Source organism: Kaistia soli DSM 19436 (assembly GCF_900129325.1).
In the GTDB taxonomy this organism is placed as follows: domain Bacteria; phylum Pseudomonadota; class Alphaproteobacteria; order Rhizobiales; family Kaistiaceae; genus Kaistia; species Kaistia soli.
Genome location: NZ_FQUP01000003.1, coordinates 626,934 through 650,363, shown reverse-complemented (window position 1 = coordinate 650,363; position 23,430 = coordinate 626,934). Strand labels below are relative to the sequence as shown.

The window sequence follows — 23,430 nt, the reverse complement described above, 5'->3', positions numbered from 1 at the left end:
ATTGCGGCATAGCGCCCGGTTTTTCCTTTGCCGCAGCCCGCCGTGCCCGCTAAGTCTCGACGCGAGACCTCCCTCGAAAATCCATCTCGTCCTTCCCAAGCGGAGGTTCCATGACCGATCCGGCGACCGAGCCGACGACCATCGAGCGAGACGAGACGCCGGGCTTTGTCCTGCCGCCGCTTCGTGACGAGAACGACAATCTCTCGTCGGACTTCCTGGATGCGCTCGTCGCGGCAATCGATGGCGGCGACGCCGCTGCGGCACGCAGCCTGACGGAGGACCTGCACGAGGCCGATGTTGGCGCCATCCTTGAACAGCTCGACCCGGATCAGCGCCCGGCGCTGATCCAGCTCCTCGGCGATTCCTTCGACTTCACAGCCCTGACCGAACTCGACGAGGCAACCCGCGTCGAGATTCTCGAGGATCTGCCATCCGAGACGGTGGCCGAAGGCATCAGCGAGCTCGATTCCGACGACGCGGTCTATATTCTCGAGGATCTCGACAAAGAAGACCGCGACGAGATTCTCGCGCAGATTCCGTCTGTCGAACGGCTGGCCCTGAAGCGAAGCCTCGATTTTCCAGAGGACAGCGCCGGCCGGCGTATGCAGACCGAGTTCATCGCGGTCGCGCCGTTCTGGACCGTCGGCCAGACGATCGACTACATGCGCGACGCCGAGGAACTTCCCGAGACCTTCCACGAGGTCTTCGTCGTCGATCCGGCCTTCCGGCTGCTCGGCCGCGTGCCGCTCGACCGTCTGCTGCGCAGCCGCCGGCCGGTCAAGATGTCGGAAATCGTCGATGAGGACGCGACGGTGGTGCATGCCACCGACGATCTGTCCTCGGTCGCCCGCCAATTCCAGCGCTACAACCTGATCTCTGCCGCCGTCGTCGACGAGGCCGATCGGCTCGTCGGCATCATGACCATCGACGACGCCGTCGACGTCATCGAGGAAGAGGCCGACGAGGACATCAAGCGTCTCGGCGGCGTCGGTGACGAAGAGGTGTCGGACCGCGTCTGGTCGATTGCGCGCAGCCGCCTGCCATGGCTCTGCATCAATCTCGGCACCGCCATCCTTGCCTCCAGCGTCATCGGTCTCTTCGAGCAGGAGCTGCAGAAGATGGTGGCGCTCGCCGTTCTCATGCCGATCGTCGCAAGCCAGGGCGGCAATGCCGGCACGCAGACCATGACCGTCGCCGTGCGTGCGCTCGCGACGCGTGAGCTCGGGCCTCACAATATGAGCCGCGTCGTCGGACGTGAACTGATCGTCGGCCTCCTCAACGGCGTCTTCTTCGCCTCGATCGTGGCGGCGGTCGCCATCTTCCGTTTCGGGATCGTCGATCTCGGCGTCGTCATTGCCGCCGCGATGGTGGTCAATCTCGTGGCAGCTGCCTTGGGTGGCATCTTGATCCCGCTTGCCATCAACAAGCTGAAATTCGATCCCGCCATTGCCTCCGGTGCCTTCGTCACGACGGTCACCGACCTTGTTGGGTTCTTCTCGTTCCTCGGCTTCGCGGCGCTCTGGTTCGGTTTCTCGAGCGGCTAGAGCTCCGCCAGCCTTCGCGCATTGTTTCCCTGCTCGGCAAAATGTGACCCGACTTTTGACCGAGAGCGTCGACAACGCCGCAAAAAGCGCTAGACGAGAGCCGGAATGCGGCGCGGACTCCATTGCGCCTCCAGATCGAGGGATTGGCGCGGATTGAATCAGGGCGAGATCAGGACGGGCGTCGTCGGCCTCGGCTATTTCGGTTCGTTCCATGCGCGCCAGCACGCCGCCAATTCGAAGGCGCGTCTCGTTGCCGTCGTGGATGCCGATCACAGCCGGGCGGACTCGGTCGCCGCGGACCATGGCGCCGAGCCGCTTTTTGATCATCGTGATCTCATCGGCCGGGTCGACGCCGTCTCGATCACTGTGCCGACCTCGCTCCATCACGCCGTCGCCGGCGATCTTCTGGATGCCGGCATCCATGTGCTGATCGAGAAGCCGATCGCCGATTCGCCGGAAGCCGCGCGCGATCTGATCAGCCGGGCGGCAGCGGCCGGCGTCGTGCTTCAGGTCGGCCATATCGAGCGCTTCTCGCCTGTTTTCGGGGAACTCTCCCGTGCAGCGCGCGATCCGCGGGTCGTCGAGTTGACGCGTATCGGTCCGTGGAAGGGCAGGGCGGTCGACGTCGATGTCGTTCTCGATCTGATGATCCACGACATTGACCTGGTCCTGGCGCTCGTCGGCTCACCCGTTTTGTCGGTCGAGGCGATCGGTGCGGCCGTTCGCGCGCCAACCAACGATTTCGCGCATGCTTTGCTGCGCTTCGAGAACGGCGCGGTGGCGCATCTCCATGCGAGCCGCATCGCGGACCGGCAGGAACGGACCATCCGCGTTGTTGACCCCGGCCGCGTGCTCGTCGCCGACCTCGCTGCGCGCACCGTTTCCTGGACGGCGAATGGCTCGGATGACCGCCATGAGATTGCCGTTCCTCCGAGCGACAATCTCGCGCTTGAGATCGATTCCTTCCTTGACGCCGTCGCGCGGCGGCACGCTCCCGTCGTTGACGGCGAGGCGGGCCTGCGCGCGCTGGACGTCGCCGAGCGCATCACGCGCGCGATCAAGGGGCCTTCGCCGGCCCTTGAATATTCGATGAACGGAGTGTCGTCCTGATGGTCTCCCAGTCCCGCCCTGCCGTGACGGTCGCGTCCGGTCGCGTCGCCTTCTTCGATCTGCAGCGGCAGCAGCGCCGGATCCATGACGAGGTGCGGGCCCGCGTTGATGCCGTGCTGAGCCACGGCCAGTTCATTCTCGGTCCGGAAGTCGAGCAGCTCGAAAACCAGCTCGCCGCCTTTGCCGGCGTTCCGCATGCCATCGGCGTTTCGAGCGGCCGCGACGCGCTGATGATCGGGCTGATGGCGCTGGGCGTTGGTCCGGGCGATGCGGTCTTCGTGCCGGCCTTCACCTTCGCTGCAACCGCTGGCGCCGTCTGTTCGGTCAATGCGACCCCCGTCTTCGTCGACGTCGATCCCTCGACCTTCAACATCGACCCGGCCGATCTCGAGCGCGCCATCGCCGAAGTCGAGGCGGAAGGCCGTCTTAAGCCGCGCGCTGTCATCCCCGTGGATCTCTACGGCCTGCCGGCCGACTATGAGGCGATCGGCAAGATCGCTGCCGGGCATGGCATGACGGTGTTCTCAGACGCCGCCCAGAGCTTCGGTGGTCGATCCGGCAACCGCCGCGTCGGCGGCATGGCGCCCATCTCCGCCACGAGCTTCTATCCGACCAAGCCGCTCGGCTGCTATGGCGATGGCGGCGCGATCCTGACCGATGACGATACGATCGCCGATGCCGTGCGCACCCTGCGCTCGCATGGTCGGCAGGGCACCGGCGATGTCGCGGTTCGCAACGGACTCACCGGCCGGCTCGACACGATCCAGGCCGCCATACTGCTGGCGAAGTTCGAGATTTTCGAGGACGAGCTGAACCGCCGCGACGCGATCGCGCGCCGTTATGATGCTGCGCTGTCGGGTCTGGTCGGTGTGCAGGCACGGCCGGCGGGCTCGCTGTCGGCCAATGCACTCTACACGGTGACGCTGGATGGACGCGACGCTCTCAAGGCGGCACTGGACGCCGAGGGCATCGGTAACGCGCTGTTCTACCGTGTGGCACTGCATCATCATCCGGCCTTCGCCGAGGTTGCCAAGCGGCCGCTGCCGGTTTCCGAACGACTCGCGGAAACGGTGCTGAGCATCCCGATGAATCCCGATCTGACCGACGAGGAAGTCGACCGGGTCATCGACGCCGTGACGCGGCACGTCCGCCAGGGCTGAATGCATTCAAATTCGGCGCTGGCGCGCAGAATTCATGAGACAATTCCGGCAAAGGCAGTGCTATAGACTGCCCGCATGTCGCTGGATCCGACCACGCTGTTGTTCGTGCTGGCAGGCGTTTCCCTCATTTCAGGGGCAGCGCTCGGCACGCGTTGGCTTCGCTCGCGACACGAAGGACATGTCCTCTACTGGGGCGTTGCCTGCGTCCTAGGTGGCGCAGGGGTCGTCGGGCTCGCCTTCCGCGGCTTGATCCCCAACTTCCTTTCGATCCAGATCGCCAATGCGCTGATCCTCGCGGCGCTTGGTCTTGCGCTGAGCGGGGTTCGCGTTTTCACGGGACATCCACCGTGGCGCCTTGCCATTGTCATTGCACCCGCCATCTGGCTGCTCGCTTGTCTGGTCCCGGCCGTCCTGCAGTCCGAGCCCTATCGCGTCGCCGTGGCCTCGATGCTCTCGGGCGGGCTCAGCGCGCTGCTCGGCCGCGAGGTCTGGCGCCGGGGTTCGGATCAGCTTTCCGCCCGAAAACCGATGGCGGTGCTCTGCTTCCTGCACGCCGGGTTCACGCTGGTCAGAGCTCTTTTCGCCTTGTGGATTGGCATCCATGGCGCGCTCTCGCTCGACCGGCTCTTCGTCGGGGTGGGTCTGCTGGAGCCGCTGGTGGTGCTGTTCGGTATCCTGATCTGTGGCCTCGGCCTGACCCAGGAACGCCGGGAGCTGGTTCTGACCCGAAAGGCCGCGCTCGATGCGTTGACGGGTCTCCTCAACCGCGGCGCCTTTCTGGAAGAGGCCGAGGCGATGGTCGAAGCCGCCCGCCTCGCTGGCAACAATATTGCGCTTTTGACCTTCGATATCGATTTCTTCAAGGATATCAACGACACATTCGGCCATGCCGTTGGTGACCGAACCCTGGTCGCCTTTGCGGACGCGGCCCGCCATGTGCTGCGCCCGAGCGATCCTGTGGGACGTCTCGGCGGAGAGGAATTCGCGGCGCTGATCGTCGGCGCTGACCGGGAGGGGGCGGCTCTTCTGGCGGAGCAGGTGCGTGCCGAATTCGCCCGGCGGACCGCTTTGCTCGATGGCATCAAGGTGGCGGCGACGGCCTGTGCAGGGATTTCTGCGTCGCGGGGCGCGCGGGCACCGCTTGAGACCATGATGATCCGTGCTGACGAGGCGCTTTATGCGGCGAAGCGCGGCGGGCGCGACCTTGTCTGGCAGGCCGCCGAATAGAATCGCGGCTAGCGCCACAGCTTGACGGCAGCGCATCGGCCAAGGACAGTGCCGGCCCGTTCCGAAGCAAGCTGGAGAAGCCGATGATGTCCCCTGTCGCCGCACCCTCGATCGCGAGCCAGGGCGCATTGATCCCAGCTGTCGGCCTCGGCACCTACGGCCTGACCGGCGAAGCGGGCGCCGGTGCCGTGGCCGCGGCGATCGAGGCGGGATACCGCCATATCGATACGGCGATCTCCTATGGCAATGAGGTCGAGGTCGGCGAGGGCATCCGCAAAGCGGGCGTCGCCCGCGACGATATCTTCGTCACCACAAAGATTCCCTCTGACGAACTCGAGGAGAGTGCCTTGCTGCGCGCCGTCGAGGGCAGCCTGTCGCGGCTGAGGCTTGATCGCGTCGATCTCCTTCTGATCCATTGGCCGAGCCGCTCGTTGAGCGCCGCCGAGACCATCCGCGCGCTCGGCGCTGCCAAGCGGCGCGGCCTCACGCGTCACATCGGCGTCTCGAACTACACTGTCAGCCTGCTCGACGAGGCGGTGGCAGCCAGCGACGAACCGATCGTCGCCAATCAGTGCGAGCATCACCCCTATCTCGACCAGACGACGTTGCGCGCGGCGATGGCCCGCCATGGCATCGCCTTCGTTTCCTATTGCCCGCTTGGCCATGCCGAAGCGCTCGACGAGCCGCTGGTGCAGGACATCGCCACTCGCATCGGTCGCGCGCCCGCGCAGGTCATCCTGCGCTGGCAGTTCCAGAAGGGCTGCGTCACGATACCGAAGAGTTCTCGTCCGGTCCGGATGCGCCAGAACCTCGATATCTTCGGCTTCAGTCTCGATGATAGCGACATGGCGGCGCTCGACGGCCTTGGCGTCGAGGGGCGTCGCATCTGCGATCCGCCCTTCGCGCCCGAATGGGACCGATAGAAGAGGCAGACCGGGGGTCGATCTGATGTTCTTCATCGCCGCCAAGGTCATCTGGTTCGTCGTGCAACCATCGACGGCGCTGATCCTCATCCTTCTCGCGGGCGTCGTGGCGATCGGCTTTGGCCGCACCCGTGGCGGAGCGCTCGCCATGATGCTGGCAACCGTCGGGCTGTTCGTGGCTGGCCTGCTGCCGCTCGGCATCTTGATGATGCTGCCGCTGGAGGACCGTTTTCCGCGCACGGAGCCAGATGGTCCTGTGGCGGGCATCATCGTTCTGGGAGGCGGCATCGACCAGTCGATTGGCGCTGCCCGCGGCGTCACCACATTGACCGAAGCCGGCGAGCGACTGACCGAAGGCGTCGCCCTCGCACGGCGCCATCCCGACGCGAAGCTCGTCTTCACGGGTGGCATCGCGAGCCTGACGCCCGACGGGCCGACCGAGGCTGATGCGGCGCGCCGCTTCTTCTCCGAGATGGGCATCCCGCCGGAAAGGCTGGTCGTCGAGGATCAAAGTCGCGATACGGCCGAAAACGCGCGCTTTTCCAAAGCGCTGATCGATCCGAAGCCCGGCGAGCGCTGGTTGCTGGTCACATCCGCCTGGCACATGCCGCGCTCCGTCGGCACGTTCAGGGCCGCCGGCTGGCCGGTCATCGCCTGGCCGACTGATTATCGCACCGCCGGACCGCAGGATCTTTCGATCTTGATGCCCCGCGCGTCCTACGGCCTGACCATGGTCGATGTCGCGGCCAAGGAGTGGGTCGGGCTTCTCGCCTATCGTCTGTTCGGGCGCACCGATGCGCTCTTTCCGGCGCCCTGAGCTCCGCCGTCAGCTGGCATGGCCTTCAAACTGCGGCAGGTCGTCGGTGATGTCGTACCAGGGTGCTTTCGAGCCCACGAAGATATGGGCGCTCGGCCGGATCGACGGTGCGTCGGAAAGCGTGCCCATTGCCAGATGGATGCGCGCGCCGTGATTGAGCAGAGAATAGAGCAGGGAACCACATGTCCGGCAGTGGACGTCATGCGCTTCATGCCCCCCATAGCGCAGGATGTTGTCTGCCCCGGTAGTGAGTTCGAGCCGCTCGCTGCCGATGCCCGCGAAAGGCTTGAAGGCGGAGCCTGTCGTGCGGCGGCAATTCGAGCAATGGCAGTTCACGGCATAGAGAAACGCGTCGTCGACGCCGTAGCGCACCGCGCCGCAAAGGCAGCCGCCAGCGAGGCGCCGCGGCGCGGTGTCGCCCGTTTCAGTCATTCGACTGCCTCCGAAGGCCGCCCGATCCGGTAGACGCCCTTGAAGTCATTCGGATCGGCCTGCTTGCCCTTGCGCAGGATCGTCGCATCGCCCGCGAGCGCGAGACGGATCGCGGTGCCACGGATGGGGCCCATCAGACGCCGCCAGACCTTCTCGTCGGGTCCGGCCAGCGCGCGGGCGAGTTCCGTCGGGTCGATGCTGCGGCCCTCGTCGAGGCCAAGGAGGCGCTGGCGCATCTGCGCCTCGATTTCGGCGGCGCTTGTCATGTGCGGTTCCTTTGTGCGGCTTCGATCACGGTGCGCGCGGCGGGGGACATGAATTGCCGATAGAGCTGCATGATCAGGATGAGGCTGGTGGTGGCGATCAAGACCCAGCCATTGATGAACCATCCAAGATAGCCGACGGCGAAGAAGAACGCGCGAAGGCCATGGTTGAAATGCCGGCCGGCGGCAATAGTGAAGGTCGCAGCGCGGTCGGCGGCGGCGATCGCCTCGGTCTCGCCGGCATGCGCGGCCGAAGGAGTCGCGCCGACCAGGATCGAGGCATAATTGAACAGCCGATAAGACCAGCCGAATTCGAAGAAGGCGAAGCCGAAGATGAGGATGAGGCCGATCGCCTTGACCTCGAAAAGGCCCCGCGGCGCTGCTTCCGACATCGAGAGGTCGCGCAGCACGCCGTAGACCTGATCGGTGGAGTTCAGCAGCGCGAAGCCGCCGCCGATGGCGATCAGCGAGGTCGAGGCGAAGAAGGCGGTGCCATTCTGCAACCCGCTCATAATCCCGGTATCGATCATCCTGAGGTCGCGGCGCGCCATGGTGTGCATCCATTGGCGACGCTGATGGTCCATGGCCGAGGAAAGCGATCGGCCCGTTATCGAGAACCGCCAGATGATCAGGGAATAGACGAGCCACGCGCCGACGAACCAGGCGACCGCGACGACGTCGATGGCCGAGGCCGTGTTCAGCATCGACACGCTCCCTCGCTGGGCCTGTCGCGGCGGCGCGTCACGAACGGCTCCGCATGAGCAGGCGGGCGATCTGAACACGGAAGATCACCAGCACAGCCAGTATAACCAACCCCGCGCCGCCCGCGACCGGCGAGCGCAGCATCATCCCAACTGCCGTCAGCACGAGGCCGGCCACGATGCCGATCGTCGCCACGCGGCTGGCCATGAGGTGAAGGTCGGAGGGCGGCAGGTTGGCGGGTGGTAGGTTGGTCATGACTCTCATCTTCGTGGCGATGTCCCTTCGTCATAGTCGCCTCTGTGGAAAAATGGCAGCCTCCGTTTGACCGCGTGGCTGCGGAAGCCGAGGGTCTGGACATGCCGCTCCACATGATCAAGCTCTGCGTCGGGGTCGAGACAGTCGATGAGATCGTCGACTGGATCGAGCAGGACCTTGCCCGCAAGCGCGCGCTCGGCATCCCGGCCGAGGATACGCATGTGACGCGGATGACGCCGCGCCGCATCGACGAGATCCTTGACGGCGGATCGCTTTATTGGGTGGTCAAGGGCCAGGTCCAGTGCCGACAGCGCATCACCGACCTCCGGGCCGTGACGGGTGCCGATGGCATCGAACGCTGCGAGATCGTGTTCGATCCGGCGGTCATCCTCACCGAATGGCAGCCGAAGCGTCCGTTCCAGGGCTGGCGCTACCTGCTCGACAAGGACGCGCCCCGCGATCTCGCTTCCCTCGGCGGCGGAGCGGGCGACGAAATGCCCGCTGCCCTGAAGGCCGAACTCGCCGAGCTTGGTCTGCTCTAGCTAGACCGCGATATTGTCGATGAGCCGCGTCTTCCCGAGCCAGGCGGCGACCAGAAGGCGCAGCGGCTCGGAGCTGCAGGGGATGGGCGCAGCCAGCGTCTCGGAATTGCGCAGTTCGAGATAATCGGGCCGGAAGCCGGCAGCCTCGAGGGCCGCGCGGCCCGTCGCGCAGGCTTCCGCGGCGTCGGTGCCGGATCGGATAGCGGTTGCCGTCTGCTGCAGCACCGCCGGAAGCCGAGCGGCGGTGCGCCGTTCCTCGGCCGAAAGATAGGCGTTGCGCGAGGAGAGGGCGAGGCCGTCAGCCTCGCGCACAGTCGGCAGCCCGACGATCTCGGTCGGCAGATGCAGGTCGGCCACCATCTGCCGGACGACCAGCAATTGCTGATAATCCTTTTCCCCGAACATCGCGATGTCGGGGAAACCGCCGATGAGCAGCTTGCCGACCACCGTCGCGACACCGGTGAAGAAGTGCGGCCGGAAGTCGGTTTCGAGACCGAGCGCAGGCCCAGCGACCGAAATCGTCGTCGCATGACCTTCTGGATACATTTCGCGTGCCGCCGGCGCGAACACGGCCTCGACCCCCAGCGCGGCGAGCATCTCGACATCGCTCGCCTCGGTGCGCGGATAAGCGCCGAAATCCTCGGTGGGCGCAAACTGCGCCGGATTGACGAAAATGGTCGCGACGATGCGGTCGACCCGGCGACGCGCCTCGGTCACCAGCGCCAGATGGCCGTCATGCAGCGCGCCCATGGTCGGGATCATGCCGACCGTCAGGCCCTCTGAATGCCAGCTCGCCGTATTGGCGCGGAGATCGGAAATCGTGCGGAGAAGAATGGGGGGATGGATCATGGCGATACCTCGCGGGATTGCCTGCTTCTGTCGCGCGATTCCCGAACGATGGAAAGGGGCTGGAACCGTCGCCGGCTTCGTGCGTCCCTTGTGCCCATTGCAGCGCCCGCCCGGACGCCGCATGTGTTGAACGCGGCTGCGTCGTGTAGCCTGTTGGGAGATGTGATGGGTCTCGTTCTGCCGCTCGCCGCCGTCCTCGCGCTCGGGATCTGGCTCGCCTGGACTTTCGGCGGCAACAAGGGGAAGGGGGCTCTGCAACTCGCCATCCGCAAGGGCGCCGCCGGGACGCTGCTGGCGCTGGCGGCCGTGATGATCGCGACGGGGAAGCTCTTCGTCGGCGTACCGCTGATTGTTTTCGCGCTGTCTCTGTGGCGGCCGCGCTTCCTGGAGCGCGGGGGCCGGATCATCGACGGGCGGGTGACGTCAGGGCGATTCTCCGGACGCCGGCTCGATGAGCTGGCGCCACGCGAACTCGCGATGCTGCATGCCGAGCTTGCGGCCCGACCAGGCGACCGCCTAGTCCTCGAAGCTTATCTCGATCGCCGGATGCCCGGCTGGCGTGAAAACGTCGATCGTGACGCGGCAGGCGGGCCGCGCCGCCCGACGGGCGCGGGCACCATGACAGATGAGCAGGCCTACCAGATCCTTGGCCTTGCGCCCGGCGCCACCGAGGCTGAAGTCAGCGCGGCCTATCGGCGATTGATGAAGCGCGTCCATCCCGATCAGGGCGGCTCGACGTTCCTGGCCGCCCAGATCAACGAGGCGAAGGAAAGACTCCTCGGCAGACATCGCTAACTCCCATACGCAGTACAAAGAGGGAGAAGATTAAGGCGGTGAACGGCCAAACCTTTAGTCTGGAATGGCAAGGCAGCTGACATCACGCTTCTTGAGAGCGTCGCAGGCGGCACGCGCCTTGGCCTTGCTCTCGAAGCCAGCGAAGCGGGCGCGATAGAACGTGGAGTCGCCCTTCTTGACCGCTTCGATGCTCGGCATGGCGGCAGCGAGCGCCTTGCCACCCTTGGCCTTGGCGGCGTCGAGCAGCGACTGGGCGCCATCTTCGCTCGGAGCGGCGGCAATCTGGACCTTCCAGCCCGAAATGCCGGAGCCCGATCGAACCGGGGCAGCATCCTCGGCGTCACCTTCGCCGACGGCGCCGGTGTCATTCGAGGCGCTTTCGTCATCGGCTGTCGGGACGGGGCCGGTCACCGAGGCGGTGACGACGACCGGGCGAGAAACCGGCTTGCCGCTCGGGCCCTGCACGAAGACCATGCGCGGACCATCGGCGGGCTCTTCTTCGGAAGCGAGCGCCAGCGGCTCGGGCGCGACGGACGGCATCTGCGCAGCCGACGCTTCGACGACCGACGGGGTCGCGCGGGGTTTCGCAGCGGCGACCGGAGCAACCGGCTCAGGCGCGGCTTCTTCGGCATCGGGGCGGATACGGGGCGACGGCGCGAGCGCCGCGGTCTGCACGGGCGCGTCTTCGGTAGCGGCCACGAGCACCGGCTTCGCGATGGCGACCGGCGGCGGAACATCCTCGACAGGGCCGGCGCTCTTGCCCTTGAACATGCGGGCAATCATCGAGTCGCCCTTGGCAGGTCCGGCATAGGCGGTCGGCATATAGCGATCGATCATGCCGACCATTTGCTTGTCGCGGGACGCGGCGGAGCCGCCGCCCATCACAGCGGCGACGATGAAGCGGTTGTCGCGCTTCACGGATGAAACGATGTTGAATCCTGACGCGTTGGTGTAGCCCGTCTTGATTCCGTCCACGCCCTCAACCTTGCCGAGCAGCCGATTGTGGTTGCCGATCGTCTTGCCGTTGTAGACGAAGCTGCGTGTCGAGAAATAGCGATAATAGCTGGGATAGCGCTCCTGCAGCGCGCGGCCGAGCGTGACCATGTCGCGTGCCGTCGTCCACTGGTCCGGATTGGGCAGGCCGTTGGCATTGCGAAACGTCGTTCGCGTCATGCCGAGCGAACGGGCGGTGGCCGTCATGCGGCTGGCGAAGGCGCTTTCCGATCCGGCAAGATTTTCGGCGATGACGACGGCGGCATCATTGGCGGAGCGGGTGATGAGGCCGAGCATCGCATCGCGAACCGCGATCGTCGATCCGGGCTTGAGGCCGAGCTTGGTCGGCGCCTGGCGCGAAGCGTATGCGGAAACCGTCAGCCGCGAATTCAGATTGATCTTGCCGCTCTCAAGCGCGCCGAACAGCATGTACAGCGTCATCATCTTGGTGAGCGAGGCGGGGTGGCGCAGGCCATCTGGGTCGCTCTGGTAGAGCACTTTGCCGGTCTTGCCGTCGACGACAATCGCCGATTTCGGAGCGGCGACGGCGTCGGCCGCCGTTGTCGCGACCATCGCACCCGCAACCATCAAGGCGGCGACTGCGCCTCGGGCGGACCGGGCCTGAAACCGGCCGAAGGCGCTGGAACCCCACAGCATGTCGAACAAAACTCCGTAATCTCGCGGCGCCAGCCAGAGGGGCCGGCATCGCCTAACCGAATTTCAACGAGCACCGGAACTTTTTTGAGGCACCGGCGAAAGGAATGGTCACAAAGGAAGATCAGTGGCCTTGTCGGCCGCGTTTTTGAGCCGCCTTGCGTCCACGGTGTCAGGTTTGAGCCGCCCTTTGCGTCCTGCCCGTTGATCTGCCTGGAGGCTAGGGAGTCGCCGTTACGAATCCGTAAAAATTTACCAAAGAGATCGAAGTCTTACGCCGGCGCGGCCGCCGCATTGCGGCATCCACCCTTTGTGCACTGCAGCATTTCGCTTGACAAGGGCACGTCGATTTCGGAAGAATATTCCCTATTGCGCCAGTCTGGGGGCGTGGGCGGGGAATTTCAGTATGATCAAGGGCTTCGACGACATTCAAAAGGCTTCGAAGGATAATATCGAGCAGGCGATGAAGAGCGTGGAGGCCATGAGCAAGGGCATCCAGGCGCTCGCCGTCGAGACGGCCGATTATCAGAAGAAGAGCTATGAGACCGGCGCCGCGGCGATCGAGAAGATCGTTGCCGCCAAGAGCGTCGAGAAGGCCGTCGAGATTCAGAACGAATATCTGAAGGCGACCTATGAAGGCTATATCAGCGAACTGACCAAGATCGGCTCGATGATGACCGACTTCGCCAAGGATGCGTATCGGCCGTTCGAGAGCGTTTTCGGCAAGATCCCGAAATAGCGCGCTCCGGCTTCCATTGCATGATCAGGCCCGGCCATCAGCCGGGCCTTTTGCTGTTGGTCAGTTGTTCGATTGAGGATGGCCGCGGCACTGGTTGATATTGTCGCTGCCGAAGGTGCCGCAGGCATTGACCGGCTCCATGGCCCGGATCGCCGGGTCATAGGGGTCGCTGGTCCCCGCGCAACCGGCAGCGCCGACGGCGACCGCACCGAGAAAAAGAGTCAGGATCAGAGTTCGCAACGGACTTCCTCCTGCGGATTGTTCCTGCCTGAGATAGCCCGATCCGCCTCACCGGGCAAATCGGTGCCCATCACGCAGACACCGTCCGTCAGCGATTGCTGCTGCACTGGTTGATGTCCTGCGTTCCGCCCGGACCACAGGAATTCACCGGCTCGAAGGCCCGGATCGCCGCGGCGTTCTGCGCCGACATGGTCCCGTCGGACGAACAGGCCGAAAGCCCGGCTCCCGCCGATGCGAGAGCGAGAACGATGAGCAGCGTGCGCATGGCGCTTATCCCTGAAGTCGTTGTACGACACGGAGATAGGTCACGTCGTTCGGTTCGGCCAGCCACGCTTGCGTGAAGGGCAGGCGGAGCTGCGCTGATCCGAAGAAGCAGCCGGGCCGAGGGAGGGACAATGATGGACTGGACGCTGCGCGACGAACAACCGGCGGATGGCAGCGCGATTTCGGCATTGACCACCGCCGCCTTTGCGGGCCGTCCCTACAGCGCAGGGACCGAAGCGGCGATCGTCGACACCTTGCGCATGGCCGGCGCCCTGACGATTTCGCTGATAGCGATCGATGCGGATGGCAGGATCGTCGGGCATGTCGCTTTCTCGCCGGTTACGATCGGCGAGGCCAGCGATGGCTGGTTTGGCCTTGGCCCGGTCTCCGTCGATCCGTCGCGCCAACGCGGCGGTATTGGCACTGCGCTGATCACATCCGGCCTCGACCGCCTCCGCGCCGGCGGCGCCAAAGGCTGCGTCGTCCTCGGCGACCCCGGCTATTACCGTCGCTTCGGCTTCGAGAACGATCGATCCGTCACCCTGGAAGGCCCGCCGCCGGAGTACTTCATGGTGCTGGGGTTCGGAGAGGTGAAGGCCGAGGGCGAGGCACGGTTTCACGCGGCTTTTGGAGCCTGACGCGTTCGGCTTAGCAGAAATCGGGCGCCGTTTTGCGCATCAGACGTTCCCGTGTCGAACCCTTATCGAGCTGTCATCGCCGGGTTTGACCGGCAATGAAAGCGGCGGGGATTGCCTGCCAGCTTAAACCGAATTCCATCACAATGACGGCCGTCACCCGGGCTCCGGCCCAAGGGCTTCAAGGAGGAAGCCCTGGACCGGAAAACCAGGATGAAGTCTTAGCTGCAACCGCTCGTGTTGCCGCAGGTATCGCACTTCAGGCAGGTGCCGTTGCGCACCATCGTGAAATTGGCGCATTCGGTGCAGCTTTCGCCCTCATAGCCTTTCATGCGCGCAATCGCGGCCTGTTCGGCGACGGAGGATTTCGGCTGCTGGGACGGCGTCGACTCGACGATGCCGACCGTCGTCTCGATGGTCGTCTCTGTCTCTGTGACAACATCGCGCTTGAAGGCGACAGCGGCGCTGCCGCTGAGGCCGGTCGTGCGCAGGGCCGTCACGACGGAGGCCGCCGTTACCGGAGCCGTCGCGGCGCCCTTCGAATCGCCGGGCCGCTCGATCAGCTTGAAGCGCTCGGTCTTGCCGCGGACGAGGCCGTGGCTGACCGGCGCGGGACGCGAGGTCGGCTGGTCGCCGCCGCCGAGCGTCGTCGCATTGTTGTCCTCAGGGACGACATGGGCGAGGTCGTTGCGTCCGAGATAGGACACGGCGAGCTCGCGGAAGACATAATCGAGGATCGACGTCGCGTTCTTGATCGCCTCGTTGCCGGTGACCATGCCGGCCGGCTCGAAGCGGGTGAACACGAAGGCCTCGACATATTCCTCGAGCGGCACGCCATATTGCAGGCCGAGCGAGATGGCGATGGCGAAATTGTTCATCATCGCGCGGAAGGCGGCGCCTTCCTTGTGCATGTCGATAAAGATCTCGCCGAGGCGGCCGTCGCGATATTCGCCGGTATGCAGATAGACCTTGTGGCCGCCGACATTCGCCTTCTGGGTGTAGCCCGTGCGGCGATCCGGCATCTTCTCGCGCCGGCGAACCTCACGCTCGATGATCCGCTCCACGATGCGCTCGGCGATCTGCTCGGCGCGCGCTGCGGCGGGCTTTGCCACCAGCGCTTCAATCGCCTCGTCTGCGTCCTCATCGTCATCGGCGAGGATCTGCGAATTCAGCGGCTGCGACAGCTTCGAACCGTCGCGATAGAGCGCGTTGGCCTTCAGCGCCAGCTTCCACGACAGCATATAGGCGCTCTTGGCGTCCTCGACCGTCGCATCGTTCGGCATGTTGATGGTCTTGGAGATGGCGCCCGAGATGAAGGGCTGCGCCGCAGCCATCATGCGGATATGGCTCTCGACCGAGAGATAGCGCTTGCCGAGCTTGCCGCAGGGGTTGGCGCAATCGAACACCGCATAATGCTCGAGCTTCAGATGCGGCGCGCCTTCCAGCGTCATCGCCCCGCAGACATGGATATTCGCGGCCTCGATGTCCTTCTTCGAGAAGCCGAGCGCCGGCAGCATCTCAAAGGCCGGGTCGTTCAGCTGCGCCTCGGTGAAGCCGAGACCTTCCTTGCAGAACGCCTCGCCAAGCGACCACTTGTTGAAGACGAACTTGATGTCGAAGGCCGAGGCGAGCGTGCCCTCGAGCTTCTCCAGGATCTCGTCTGTGAAGCCCTTGGCCTTGAGGCTGGTGTGGTTGATGCCGGGCGACTGGCGCAGCGAGGCATGGCCGACCGCATAGGCCTCGATCTCGGCGATCTGGTGCTCGGCATAACCGAGTGTGCGCAGCGCCTCGGGCACGGCGCGGTTGATGATCTTGAAATAGCCGCCGCCGGCCAGCTTCTTGAACTTCACCAGCGCGAAGTCCGGCTCGATGCCCGTGGTGTCGCAATCCATCACGAGGCCGATCGTGCCGGTCGGCGCGATGACCGTCGCCTGCGCGTTGCGATAGCCATGCTGCTCGCCGAGCGACAGCGCTGCATCCCAGGCCGAACGGGCGGCGTCGGAGAGGCGCTGGTCCTTGATCGAGTCATGGTCGAGCGGGACGGGGAGGGTGGAGAGGCCCTCATAGCCCTGCGTCACCGCATGGGCGGCGCGGCGATGATTGCGGATGACGCGCAGCATCGGCTCGCGGTTCTTCGCGAAGCCGGGGAACGGCCCGAGTTCCTTGGCCATCTCGGCCGAGGTCGCATAGGCGGTTCCGGTCATGATCGCGGTCAGCGCGCCGCAGATGGCGCGGCCCTCGGTCGAGTCATAGGGAATGCCCGAGGTCATCAAGAGGCCGCCGATATTGGCATAGCCGAGGCCGAGCGTGCGGAACTGGTAGGAAAGCTCGGCGATCTCCTTCGACGGGAACTGCGCCATCAGGACGGAGATCTCGAGCACCACCGTCCACAGCCGGCAGGCATGGATATAGCGCTCGACATCGAAGGCGCCGTCAGCGCCGCGGAACTGCAGCAGGTTGAGCGAGGCGAGATTGCAGGCCGTGTCGTCGAGGAACATGTATTCCGAGCACGGATTGGAGGCGTTGATGCGCCCCGAAGCCGGGCTGGTGTGCCACTCGTTCATCGTCGTGTTGAAATGGAGGCCCGGGTCAGCCGAGGCCCAGGCGGCGTGGCCGATCTGTTCCCAGAGGTCGCGCGCCTTCAGCGTCTTCGAGACCTTGCCGTCGGTGCGGCGCATCAGCTTCCAGTCGCCGTCGGTCTCGACTGCGCGCAGGAACTCGTCCGAGATCGAGACCGAGTTGTTGGAGTTCTGGCCCGAGACCGTCAGATAGGCCTCCGAGTCCCAATCGGTATCGTAAACCGGGAATTCGATGTCGGTATAGCCCTGCTTGGCAAACTGGATGACGCGCAGGATGTAGTTCTGCGGCACCAGCGCCTTCTTGGCAGCGCGGATCTCACGCTTCAGCGCGGGGTTCTTGGCCGGATCGAAGCAATCCTCGCCCGAGCCCTCGCAGTTGACGCAGGCCTTCATGATGGCCTTGAGGTGCTGCGCATTGATCTTGGAGCCGGTCACCAGCGCGGCGACCTTCTGCTCCTCATGCACCTTCCAGTTGATGTACTTCTCGATATCCGGATGGTCGGCGTTGACGACGACCATCTTCGCGGCGCGGCGCGTCGTGCCGCCCGACTTGATGGCGCCGGCGGCGCGGTCGCCGATCTTCAGGAAGCTCATCAGGCCCGACGACTTGCCGCCGCCCGAGAGCTTCTCGCCCTCGCCGCGCAGCGCCGAGAAATTGGAGCCGGTGCCCGAACCATACTTGAACAGCCGTGCCTCGCGGACCCAGAGGTCCATGATGCCGCCCTCGTTGACGAGGTCGTCCGACACCGACTGGATGAAGCAGGCATGCGGCTGCGGATGCTCGTAGGAGTTTTTCGAGCGGGTCAGCTTGCCGGTCTTGTAGTCGACATAGAAATGGCCCTGGCTCGGCCCGTCGATGCCATAGGCCCAATGCAGGCCCGTATTGAACCACTGCGGCGAGTTCGGCGCGACGCGCTGCGTCGCCAGCATGTAGCGATGCTCGTCGAAGAAGGCCTGCGCGTCGGCCTCGCTGTCGAAATAGCCGCCCTTCCAGCCCCAATAGGTCCAGGTGCCGGCGAGACGATCGAACACCTGGCGCGAATCGACTTCACCGACAGTGCGCTCGGCCTCGGGCAGATCGGCCAGCGCCTTCTCGTCGGCGACCGAGCGCCACAGGAAGGAGGGAACGTCGTTTTCCTCGACGCGCTTCAGCCGCGCCGGCACGCCGGCCTTGCGGAAATATTTCTGCGCGATGATGTCGCTCGCGACCTGGCTCCAGGTCGAGGGAACCGCGATCCCCTCCAGGCGGAACACGACCGAGCCATCCGGATTGCGGATCTCGCTCTTCGTGGTCCGGAACTCGATCCCGGCATAAGCCGACTGACCGCTGGTGGTGAAGCGCCGTTCGATCCGCATCGTCGTCCATCCTCTTGTGCGAGCGCGCCGCTGCCCAGCGCACGCCCACCGGTCCAAGCTCGACCGGCTGCCAACCTGATCAATGACGGAGAAGGGCAGGTGTTCCGCCCATTTCCTTCATCTTGTGTGTACCCTACCGCAAGACTCTAAATATAGTGTTGAGAGCCGTCTTTTACACGCAAAATCGCCTGTTTCAACGCCCACAAATGCTCCGCCCCGCGCAGAGCATACGCCTGCTCCGCGCTTCCAATACGATCACAAGATTGGGGGGAACTCCGAACGCGCCGTCCATGTGGGCGCAGCGCCCTTAACGCTTCGGAAGCTATGCCGAGTCCCGCCGAAGCGTCAAGGAATAGTGGTGCCCGAAGCTTGGGCGGCTACATATCGTATTGCATCGCTGGGCAGCAGCAAGGCTCGGTGCATTCTGGGGATCATCAGCGGGGACATTCGACGAAGCCGAGACAGGACAAGGGCTTGCCGGGAGTGTCGACACAGAGCGGTCTGTGGACGAGCGGTGAAGAACTCCGTCATCGTGGCGTCACGTGTCGGATCGATGTCCACAGTTTCGGCAAAGTGCGGCCCGATCGCCACACGTCCGTCAGCCGATCGTCGAGACGGCTCATTTCGCGCACGGCAACGCGGTGCCTGGCCAATTCGAAGCCGACCGGAAGCGAGTTGTAGGCGACGCTGATATTGCCCGGCCTGTTGCGCTTCGCCGTCAATCGGACAGCGGTCGCTCGCCGATTCGCTGAGCCATCATGATCAGATAGCCGTCGGGATCGAGGACGAAGATCTCGCGCTGGCCGCTCTCGCGGTCGCCGGTGCGGCGCCAGACTTCGCGCGGACCGTGGTGCAGCGGCGTTCCCTGGTCGGCCAGCCGCGCCTCGATCGATGCGAGATCGGCGACATAGACCTGGAACATGACACCGCGACCGAAAGGCCGTTCGAGCGGACCGGTCTCCCAGTTGCCGGCGCGCTGGCACAGCATGACCTGCGCGCCCTCGGGCCGCTCCGGATAGGCGAAATGCTGCTCCGGCCGCGCATAGGCGACCCGAAAGCCGAGCGCATCGCGCCAGAAGACGAGGCTTTGTTCGAAGTCTTCAACCAGGAGTTCGGGCACCATGGGTGCCCAGCCAGTCTGTGGCGGCCGTTCAGCCATATCGGAACTCATGCCGTGACGGGCAGATGGGCGCCGCCTTGCCGCCGGCTGCCGATCTCAGTTCGTGAAGCGCAAAGCCGTCCGATCAGGCTGACGGAATCGCCCTCGCCGGATCAAACCGGCAGTGGCAGCAAGCCGCGTAGCATCGCAGAAACGGGACAGGGACCCCGTCGATGACGATGGCGGCTGCTACGGCGTCCAGGCGTCGTAGTCGCCGGTAACGCGCGGTCGATGGTCGGCGCCGACGATCGAGCCCTTCGGCCGGTAGGCATAGGGTGTCCCGGTCAGGTTCGGGATATGCGGCTTCTGCCACTCGCGCGGCTTGTAATCGACGGAGGGCGGCGGCGTGTCCGTGCGGTGATGCATCCAGCCATGCCAGCCGGTCGGGATCGTCGATGCTTCGGAATAGCCGTTATAGATCACCCACCGCCGCTCGGGCGAACCGCCGGCGGTGCGGTCCTTATCCGGCGTGCGATAATAGATATTGCCGAATTCGTCGGTGCCGACGCGCTCGCCCTTACGCCAGGTATAGAATCTGGTGCCCATGGTCTGGCCGTTCCACCAGGTGAACAGTTCGGTCAGAAACCAGCCCATGTCGGCGCCTTCTTCTCGCAAGGATTTCGATGACTTATGCCGCCCTGCGGCCGCCAAGTCAAAGCCTCGGGCACGCGATCCAGCCTTCGGCCGCGAATTGCGCTCATCCGTCGCGCCGGGCGCCGCCTGCATGGCCATCATGCGAAAATAAAGATCGCCAACGATTATATCGTGTGCGATAGAAGGTCATGAGCGGGCAGCCGCTCTTGATGATCATGCGGAGTGCAGGTGATGAAGGTTCTTTACGAAACGGCCGCGACGGCAACGGGTGGCGGGCGCGCTGGTCGGACCCGCTCGGCCGATGGCGAGCTTGACTTCCAGCTCGTCGTGCCGAAGGAGCTCGGTGGGCCGGGCGGCCCCGGCGCCAATCCCGAGAAGCTGTTTGCTGCCGGCTATTCCGCCTGCTTCCTTGGCGCGCTGCAGTTTGTGGCCGGTCAGCAGAAGGTCAAGCTGCCGGCTGAAACCTCGGTCAGCGCCAAGGTTGGCATCGGCCCGCGCGACGATGGCACCGGCTTCAGCCTCGATGTTGCGCTCGAAGTGTCGATCCCGGGCGTCGAACAGACGCTTGCCGAGGACCTCGTGGCAAAAGCCCATATCGTCTGCCCCTATTCGGAAGCGACGCGCGGCAATCTCGATGTCGGCCTGACCGTCCGGGCCGGCTGACGAAAAGAGAAGGGCCCGGCATTGCCGGGCCCTTCATTCATTTTCTAGGCGCTGTTGCGAACCGCTCAGCTGCGGCGGCGCCACCATCCAACGCGCTTCGGCCGCGTGTCTTCTTCGACCGTGTCGGAGACCGGGTCGCTCGGCGCATCCGGCGGCACGACCGATTCGTCAGGCTCCTGCGGGCCTTCGGCTTCCTCGATCGAGTCTTCGTCGATCACACGGAGATCCGACGTCTCGTCTTCGGGCTCGTCATCCTCGTCGTCGCCGACTTCCGGCATGTCCAGCGCCGGCTCGTCGTCGATATCGTCGAACAACGGCGCCTCATACTCGGCAATGTCGGCAACCGGGACATCGCGGGCAATCAGACGCTCGCCGGCATCCTCCGGATCGATGTCGCGGATGCCCTCGGGCTCGTCCTCGACATAGATCGTCGACTGGAGTTCGCCCGTCTCATCAAGTTCGAGCCGCGGCTGATCCGCGTCGAAGCCCGGCTGGGCAGCGTCGGACGTGGTCTCGACCTCGCCCTCGGCGGCAACGCCTTCGCCATTCTCGCGCCGACCACGACGACCGCCGCGACGGCCGCGACGACGGCGACGCTTGGCCTCATTTTCGGCATCGGTGCCTTCGCCTTCGCCGCTCTCGCCGGCTTCGGCCTCGTCATCGCCTTCGGCCGACTCAGTAGCGGGAGCCGCAACAGCGTCCTCGCCTTCTTCGCCGTCCTCGTGATCATCCTCGCCCTCATGCTGGCCTTCAGACTGGCCATCGCGCGGCGCATCACCGCTCCGCCGACGGCGACGGCGACGGCGCTTGCGCCGACCGCCGGCATCGTCCTGGGCGCCAGCCGGCTTTTCGCTCTCGGCCTCGCTCTCGGCTTCCTCGCTCTCGACCGGCTCGTCGATCTCGACCTCGTCATCCGGCTCGATCGAATCGGGCTGCACGATCGCGCGAGCGTCACGCACCGGCATCTCGCGGGGAACGACGGGCTCGCCGCGCTCGACAGTGTAGTGCGTCGCGGCCGTCACGGCGTCGTCGGCCAGCACGGTGATCGCGATGCCGAAGCGCTCTTCAATCTCGGCGAGATGGCCGCGCTTCTGGTTGAGAATATAGAGCGCCACCGCCGTGCGGGTGCGGATGATGAGATCGTGCGTGGCGCCCTTGAGGAGCGTGTCTTCGACCGAGCGCAGCACATGGAGGGCGACGGAAGCCGGCGCGCGGACATGGCCGGTGCCATGGCAGTGCGGGCACACCTCCATCGAGCTCTCGACAACGCCGGTGCGGATGCGCTGGCGCGACATCTCCATCAGGCCGAAATGCGAGATCCGGCCGACCTGGATGCGCGCGCGATCATTCTTGAGGGCCGTCTTCAGCTTGTTCTCGACGGCGCGGTTGTTCCGCTTCTCCTCCATGTCGATGAAATCGATCACGATGAGGCCGGCGAGATCGCGCAGGCGCAACTGGCGGGCGACCTCTTCGGCCGCCTCCAGATTGGTCTGGTAGGCGGTGTCTTCGATATTGTGCTCGCGCGTCGACCGTCCTGAATTGACGTCGATGGCGACCAGCGCCTCGGTCTGGTTGATGACAAGATAGCCGCCGGACTTCAGTGTCACCTGCGGCGAGAACATCGCGTCGAGTTGTGTCTCGATGCCATAGCGCGCGAAGATCGGCTGCGTCTCGCGATAGGGCTGAACATTCTTGGCATGGCTCGGCATGAGCATGCGCATGAAGTCTTTGGCCTCGCGATAGCCGTCGTCGCCGGCGACGAGAACCTCGTCGATGTCCTTGTTGTAGAGGTCGCGGATGGAGCGCTTGATCAGGCTGCCTTCCTCATAGACGAGGGTCGGCGCCGCCGAGCGCAGCGTCAGCTCGCGCACATTCTCCCAAAGGCGCAGCAGATATTCGAAGTCGCGCTTGACCTCGGCCTTGGTGCGCGAGGCGCCGGCCGTGCGCAGGATGACGCCCATGCCTTCCGGCACGTCGAGATCCTGGGCGACTTCCTTGAGGCGCTTGCGGTCGGCCGTGTTGGTGATCTTGCGCGAGATGCCGCCGCCACGCGCGGTGTTCGGCATCAGAACCGAATAGCGGCCGGCGAGCGACAGATAGGTGGTGAGCGCGGCGCCCTTGTTGCCACGCTCTTCCTTGACGACCTGAACGAGCAAGACCTGGCGGCGCTTGATGACTTCCTGGATCTTGTACTGCCGGGCGCGGGCGCGGCGACGCTCGGGCAATTCCTCGAGCGCGTCCTCGGCGCCGACCGACTCGACGGCGTCCTCGGGATTCTCTTCTTCCTCGTCGTGGCCGATTTCCTCGACGCTGTGGTCGGAGGCCGGCGCCTCGAGATGCGCGAAGCTGTCGCCGCCATTGTCCTCGGACGCCGGCGCCTCATGCTCGTCGGATGACGCTTCAGCGGGGGCCCGCGGCGCCTCGCTCACGTCTTCGGCGGCGGAAATGGTCTCGTGTTCGTCCGGGGACGAACCCTCGGTCGCGGCGTGCTCGCCGTCATGGTGTTCGGCGCCCTCTGTGGGTTCAGCCGAAACGCTCTCGCTCTTGGCGCTGGCCGGACGGCCGCGCTGCTGGCGCCGCGCCTGCTGGCGGGCGGCGCGCTCGTCGGCCTCGCGCTCTTCCTGCTCTTCGGCCTCGATCAACGCCTGCCGGTCGGCAACCGGGATCTGATAGTAGTCCGGATGGATTTCCGAGAAGGCGAGGAAGCCGTGGCGGTTGCCGCCATATTCGACGAAGGCCGCCTGAAGCGAGGGTTCGACCCGCGTTACCTTGGCGAGATAGATATTGCCGCGCAGCTGCTTGCGCGACGCGGATTCGAAGTCGAATTCCTCGACCCGGCTGCCGCGGACCACCACGACCCGGGTCTCCTCCGGGTGGGTGGCATCGATGAGCATCTTGTTGGCCATGGCGGAATGTCTCCATGACTCCGGCGCTC

Annotated in this window: 23 protein-coding genes; 11 read left to right on the top strand and 12 right to left on the bottom strand. The window is 65.0% G+C overall.

Going from position 1 to position 23,430, the window contains the following annotated elements:
- Positions 1–110: 110 nt before the first annotated feature.
- The 6 genes from mgtE (at position 111) to BUB39_RS16400 (ending at position 6,781) form a co-directional block, all read left to right on the top strand.
- Positions 111–1,544, top strand: coding sequence for a magnesium transporter (gene mgtE, locus BUB39_RS16425; protein WP_073055362.1), 1,434 nt, complete (start codon positions 111–113; stop codon positions 1,542–1,544).
- 153 nt (positions 1,545–1,697) lie between these two features.
- Complete coding sequence (locus tag BUB39_RS16420; RefSeq protein WP_175561886.1) at positions 1,698–2,654, top strand: Gfo/Idh/MocA family protein; 957 nt, start codon at positions 1,698–1,700, stop codon at positions 2,652–2,654.
- Positions 2,654–3,814 carry a DegT/DnrJ/EryC1/StrS family aminotransferase gene (locus BUB39_RS16415; protein WP_084527487.1) on the top strand — a complete coding sequence of 387 codons (1,161 nt, stop codon included), beginning with the start codon at positions 2,654–2,656 and terminating at the stop codon, positions 3,812–3,814. Before BUB39_RS16420 ends, BUB39_RS16415 begins: the two co-directional genes overlap by 1 nt.
- A gap of 75 nt (positions 3,815–3,889) precedes the next feature.
- The gene (locus BUB39_RS16410; RefSeq protein ID WP_073055357.1) at positions 3,890–5,041 is read left to right on the top strand and encodes a GGDEF domain-containing protein; all 1,152 of its coding nucleotides are present in this window, start codon (positions 3,890–3,892) and stop codon (positions 5,039–5,041) included.
- A gap of 83 nt (positions 5,042–5,124) precedes the next feature.
- On the top strand, positions 5,125–5,964 hold the full coding sequence (locus tag BUB39_RS16405; protein WP_244540273.1) for an aldo/keto reductase: 840 nt from the start codon (positions 5,125–5,127) through the stop codon (positions 5,962–5,964).
- A 25-nt stretch (positions 5,965–5,989) separates the two neighbouring features.
- A complete protein-coding gene (locus tag BUB39_RS16400) occupies positions 5,990–6,781 on the top strand; it encodes a YdcF family protein (protein ID WP_073055355.1) in 792 nt (263 codons plus the stop codon).
- A 9-nt stretch (positions 6,782–6,790) separates the two neighbouring features.
- Here the strand turns inward: BUB39_RS16400 and BUB39_RS16395 are convergent, their stop codons facing one another.
- The 4 genes from BUB39_RS16395 to BUB39_RS16380 are packed head-to-tail and all read right to left on the bottom strand — an operon-like array spanning position 6,791 to position 8,433.
- Positions 6,791–7,213 (bottom strand): GFA family protein, encoded by a 423-nt coding sequence (locus BUB39_RS16395; protein ID WP_073055353.1) that lies wholly within the window; start codon positions 7,211–7,213, stop codon positions 6,791–6,793.
- The gene (locus tag BUB39_RS16390) at positions 7,210–7,479 is read right to left on the bottom strand and encodes a DUF3253 domain-containing protein (protein ID WP_073055351.1); all 270 of its coding nucleotides are present in this window, start codon (positions 7,477–7,479) and stop codon (positions 7,210–7,212) included. Before BUB39_RS16390 ends, BUB39_RS16395 begins: the two co-directional genes overlap by 4 nt.
- Entirely contained in the window at positions 7,476–8,180 is a 705-nt protein-coding gene (locus BUB39_RS16385) for a DUF599 domain-containing protein (protein WP_073055348.1), read from the bottom strand. Before BUB39_RS16385 ends, BUB39_RS16390 begins: the two co-directional genes overlap by 4 nt.
- Before the next feature lie 37 nt (positions 8,181–8,217).
- A complete protein-coding gene (locus BUB39_RS16380; protein ID WP_073055346.1) occupies positions 8,218–8,433 on the bottom strand; it encodes a hypothetical protein in 216 nt (71 codons plus the stop codon).
- A 101-nt stretch (positions 8,434–8,534) separates the two neighbouring features.
- Here BUB39_RS16380 and BUB39_RS16375 point away from each other — a divergent pair, with 101 nt between their 5' ends.
- Positions 8,535–8,975 (top strand): DUF1489 family protein, encoded by a 441-nt coding sequence (locus tag BUB39_RS16375; protein WP_073055666.1) that lies wholly within the window; start codon positions 8,535–8,537, stop codon positions 8,973–8,975.
- Here the strand turns inward: BUB39_RS16375 and panC are convergent, their stop codons facing one another.
- On the bottom strand, positions 8,976–9,824 hold the full coding sequence (gene panC, locus BUB39_RS16370; protein WP_073055344.1) for a pantoate--beta-alanine ligase: 849 nt from the start codon (positions 9,822–9,824) through the stop codon (positions 8,976–8,978).
- A 165-nt stretch (positions 9,825–9,989) separates the two neighbouring features.
- Here panC and BUB39_RS16365 point away from each other — a divergent pair, with 165 nt between their 5' ends.
- Positions 9,990–10,619, top strand: coding sequence for a DnaJ domain-containing protein (locus tag BUB39_RS16365; RefSeq protein ID WP_084527486.1), 630 nt, complete (start codon positions 9,990–9,992; stop codon positions 10,617–10,619).
- 54 nt (positions 10,620–10,673) lie between these two features.
- On the opposite strand, the gene BUB39_RS16360 is transcribed toward BUB39_RS16365, so the two are convergent.
- A complete protein-coding gene (locus BUB39_RS16360) occupies positions 10,674–12,269 on the bottom strand; it encodes a D-alanyl-D-alanine carboxypeptidase (protein WP_073055664.1) in 1,596 nt (531 codons plus the stop codon).
- Positions 12,270–12,672: 403 nt separating this feature from the next.
- On the opposite strand from BUB39_RS16360, the gene BUB39_RS16355 reads away from it, so the two are divergent.
- Positions 12,673–13,005: a phasin family protein gene (locus tag BUB39_RS16355; protein WP_073055340.1), complete on the top strand. Its 333-nt coding sequence runs from the start codon at positions 12,673–12,675 to the stop codon at positions 13,003–13,005.
- A gap of 60 nt (positions 13,006–13,065) precedes the next feature.
- Here the strand turns inward: BUB39_RS16355 and BUB39_RS16350 are convergent, their stop codons facing one another.
- Together BUB39_RS16350 and BUB39_RS25515 are read right to left on the bottom strand one after the other, a co-directional pair.
- Entirely contained in the window at positions 13,066–13,245 is a 180-nt protein-coding gene (locus BUB39_RS16350; RefSeq protein ID WP_073055337.1) for a hypothetical protein, read from the bottom strand.
- Between the two features lie 88 nt (positions 13,246–13,333).
- Positions 13,334–13,510 carry a hypothetical protein gene (locus tag BUB39_RS25515; RefSeq protein ID WP_175561885.1) on the bottom strand — a complete coding sequence of 59 codons (177 nt, stop codon included), beginning with the start codon at positions 13,508–13,510 and terminating at the stop codon, positions 13,334–13,336.
- Between the two features lie 133 nt (positions 13,511–13,643).
- Here BUB39_RS25515 and BUB39_RS16345 point away from each other — a divergent pair, with 133 nt between their 5' ends.
- Complete coding sequence (locus BUB39_RS16345; protein WP_073055334.1) at positions 13,644–14,147, top strand: GNAT family N-acetyltransferase; 504 nt, start codon at positions 13,644–13,646, stop codon at positions 14,145–14,147.
- 218 nt (positions 14,148–14,365) lie between these two features.
- Here BUB39_RS16345 and BUB39_RS16340 read toward each other — a convergent pair whose 3' ends face one another.
- The 3 genes from BUB39_RS16340 to BUB39_RS16325 form a co-directional block, all read right to left on the bottom strand.
- Positions 14,366–18,079, bottom strand: coding sequence for a vitamin B12-dependent ribonucleotide reductase (locus tag BUB39_RS16340; RefSeq protein ID WP_073055331.1), 3,714 nt, complete (start codon positions 18,077–18,079; stop codon positions 14,366–14,368).
- A gap of 718 nt (positions 18,080–18,797) precedes the next feature.
- On the bottom strand, positions 18,798–19,238 hold the full coding sequence (locus BUB39_RS16330) for a VOC family protein (RefSeq protein ID WP_073055327.1): 441 nt from the start codon (positions 19,236–19,238) through the stop codon (positions 18,798–18,800).
- Positions 19,239–19,427: 189 nt separating this feature from the next.
- Positions 19,428–19,832, bottom strand: a complete 405-nt coding sequence (locus BUB39_RS16325; RefSeq protein ID WP_073055662.1) for an NADH:ubiquinone oxidoreductase subunit NDUFA12 — start codon at positions 19,830–19,832, stop codon at positions 19,428–19,430.
- 231 nt (positions 19,833–20,063) lie between these two features.
- Between BUB39_RS16325 and BUB39_RS16320 the strand changes: the two genes are divergently transcribed.
- Positions 20,064–20,495: an organic hydroperoxide resistance protein gene (locus tag BUB39_RS16320; protein ID WP_073055325.1), complete on the top strand. Its 432-nt coding sequence runs from the start codon at positions 20,064–20,066 to the stop codon at positions 20,493–20,495.
- 65 nt (positions 20,496–20,560) lie between these two features.
- Here BUB39_RS16320 and BUB39_RS16315 read toward each other — a convergent pair whose 3' ends face one another.
- Entirely contained in the window at positions 20,561–23,401 is a 2,841-nt protein-coding gene (locus tag BUB39_RS16315) for an Rne/Rng family ribonuclease (RefSeq protein WP_073055323.1), read from the bottom strand.
- Positions 23,402–23,430: the final 29 nt, after the last annotated feature.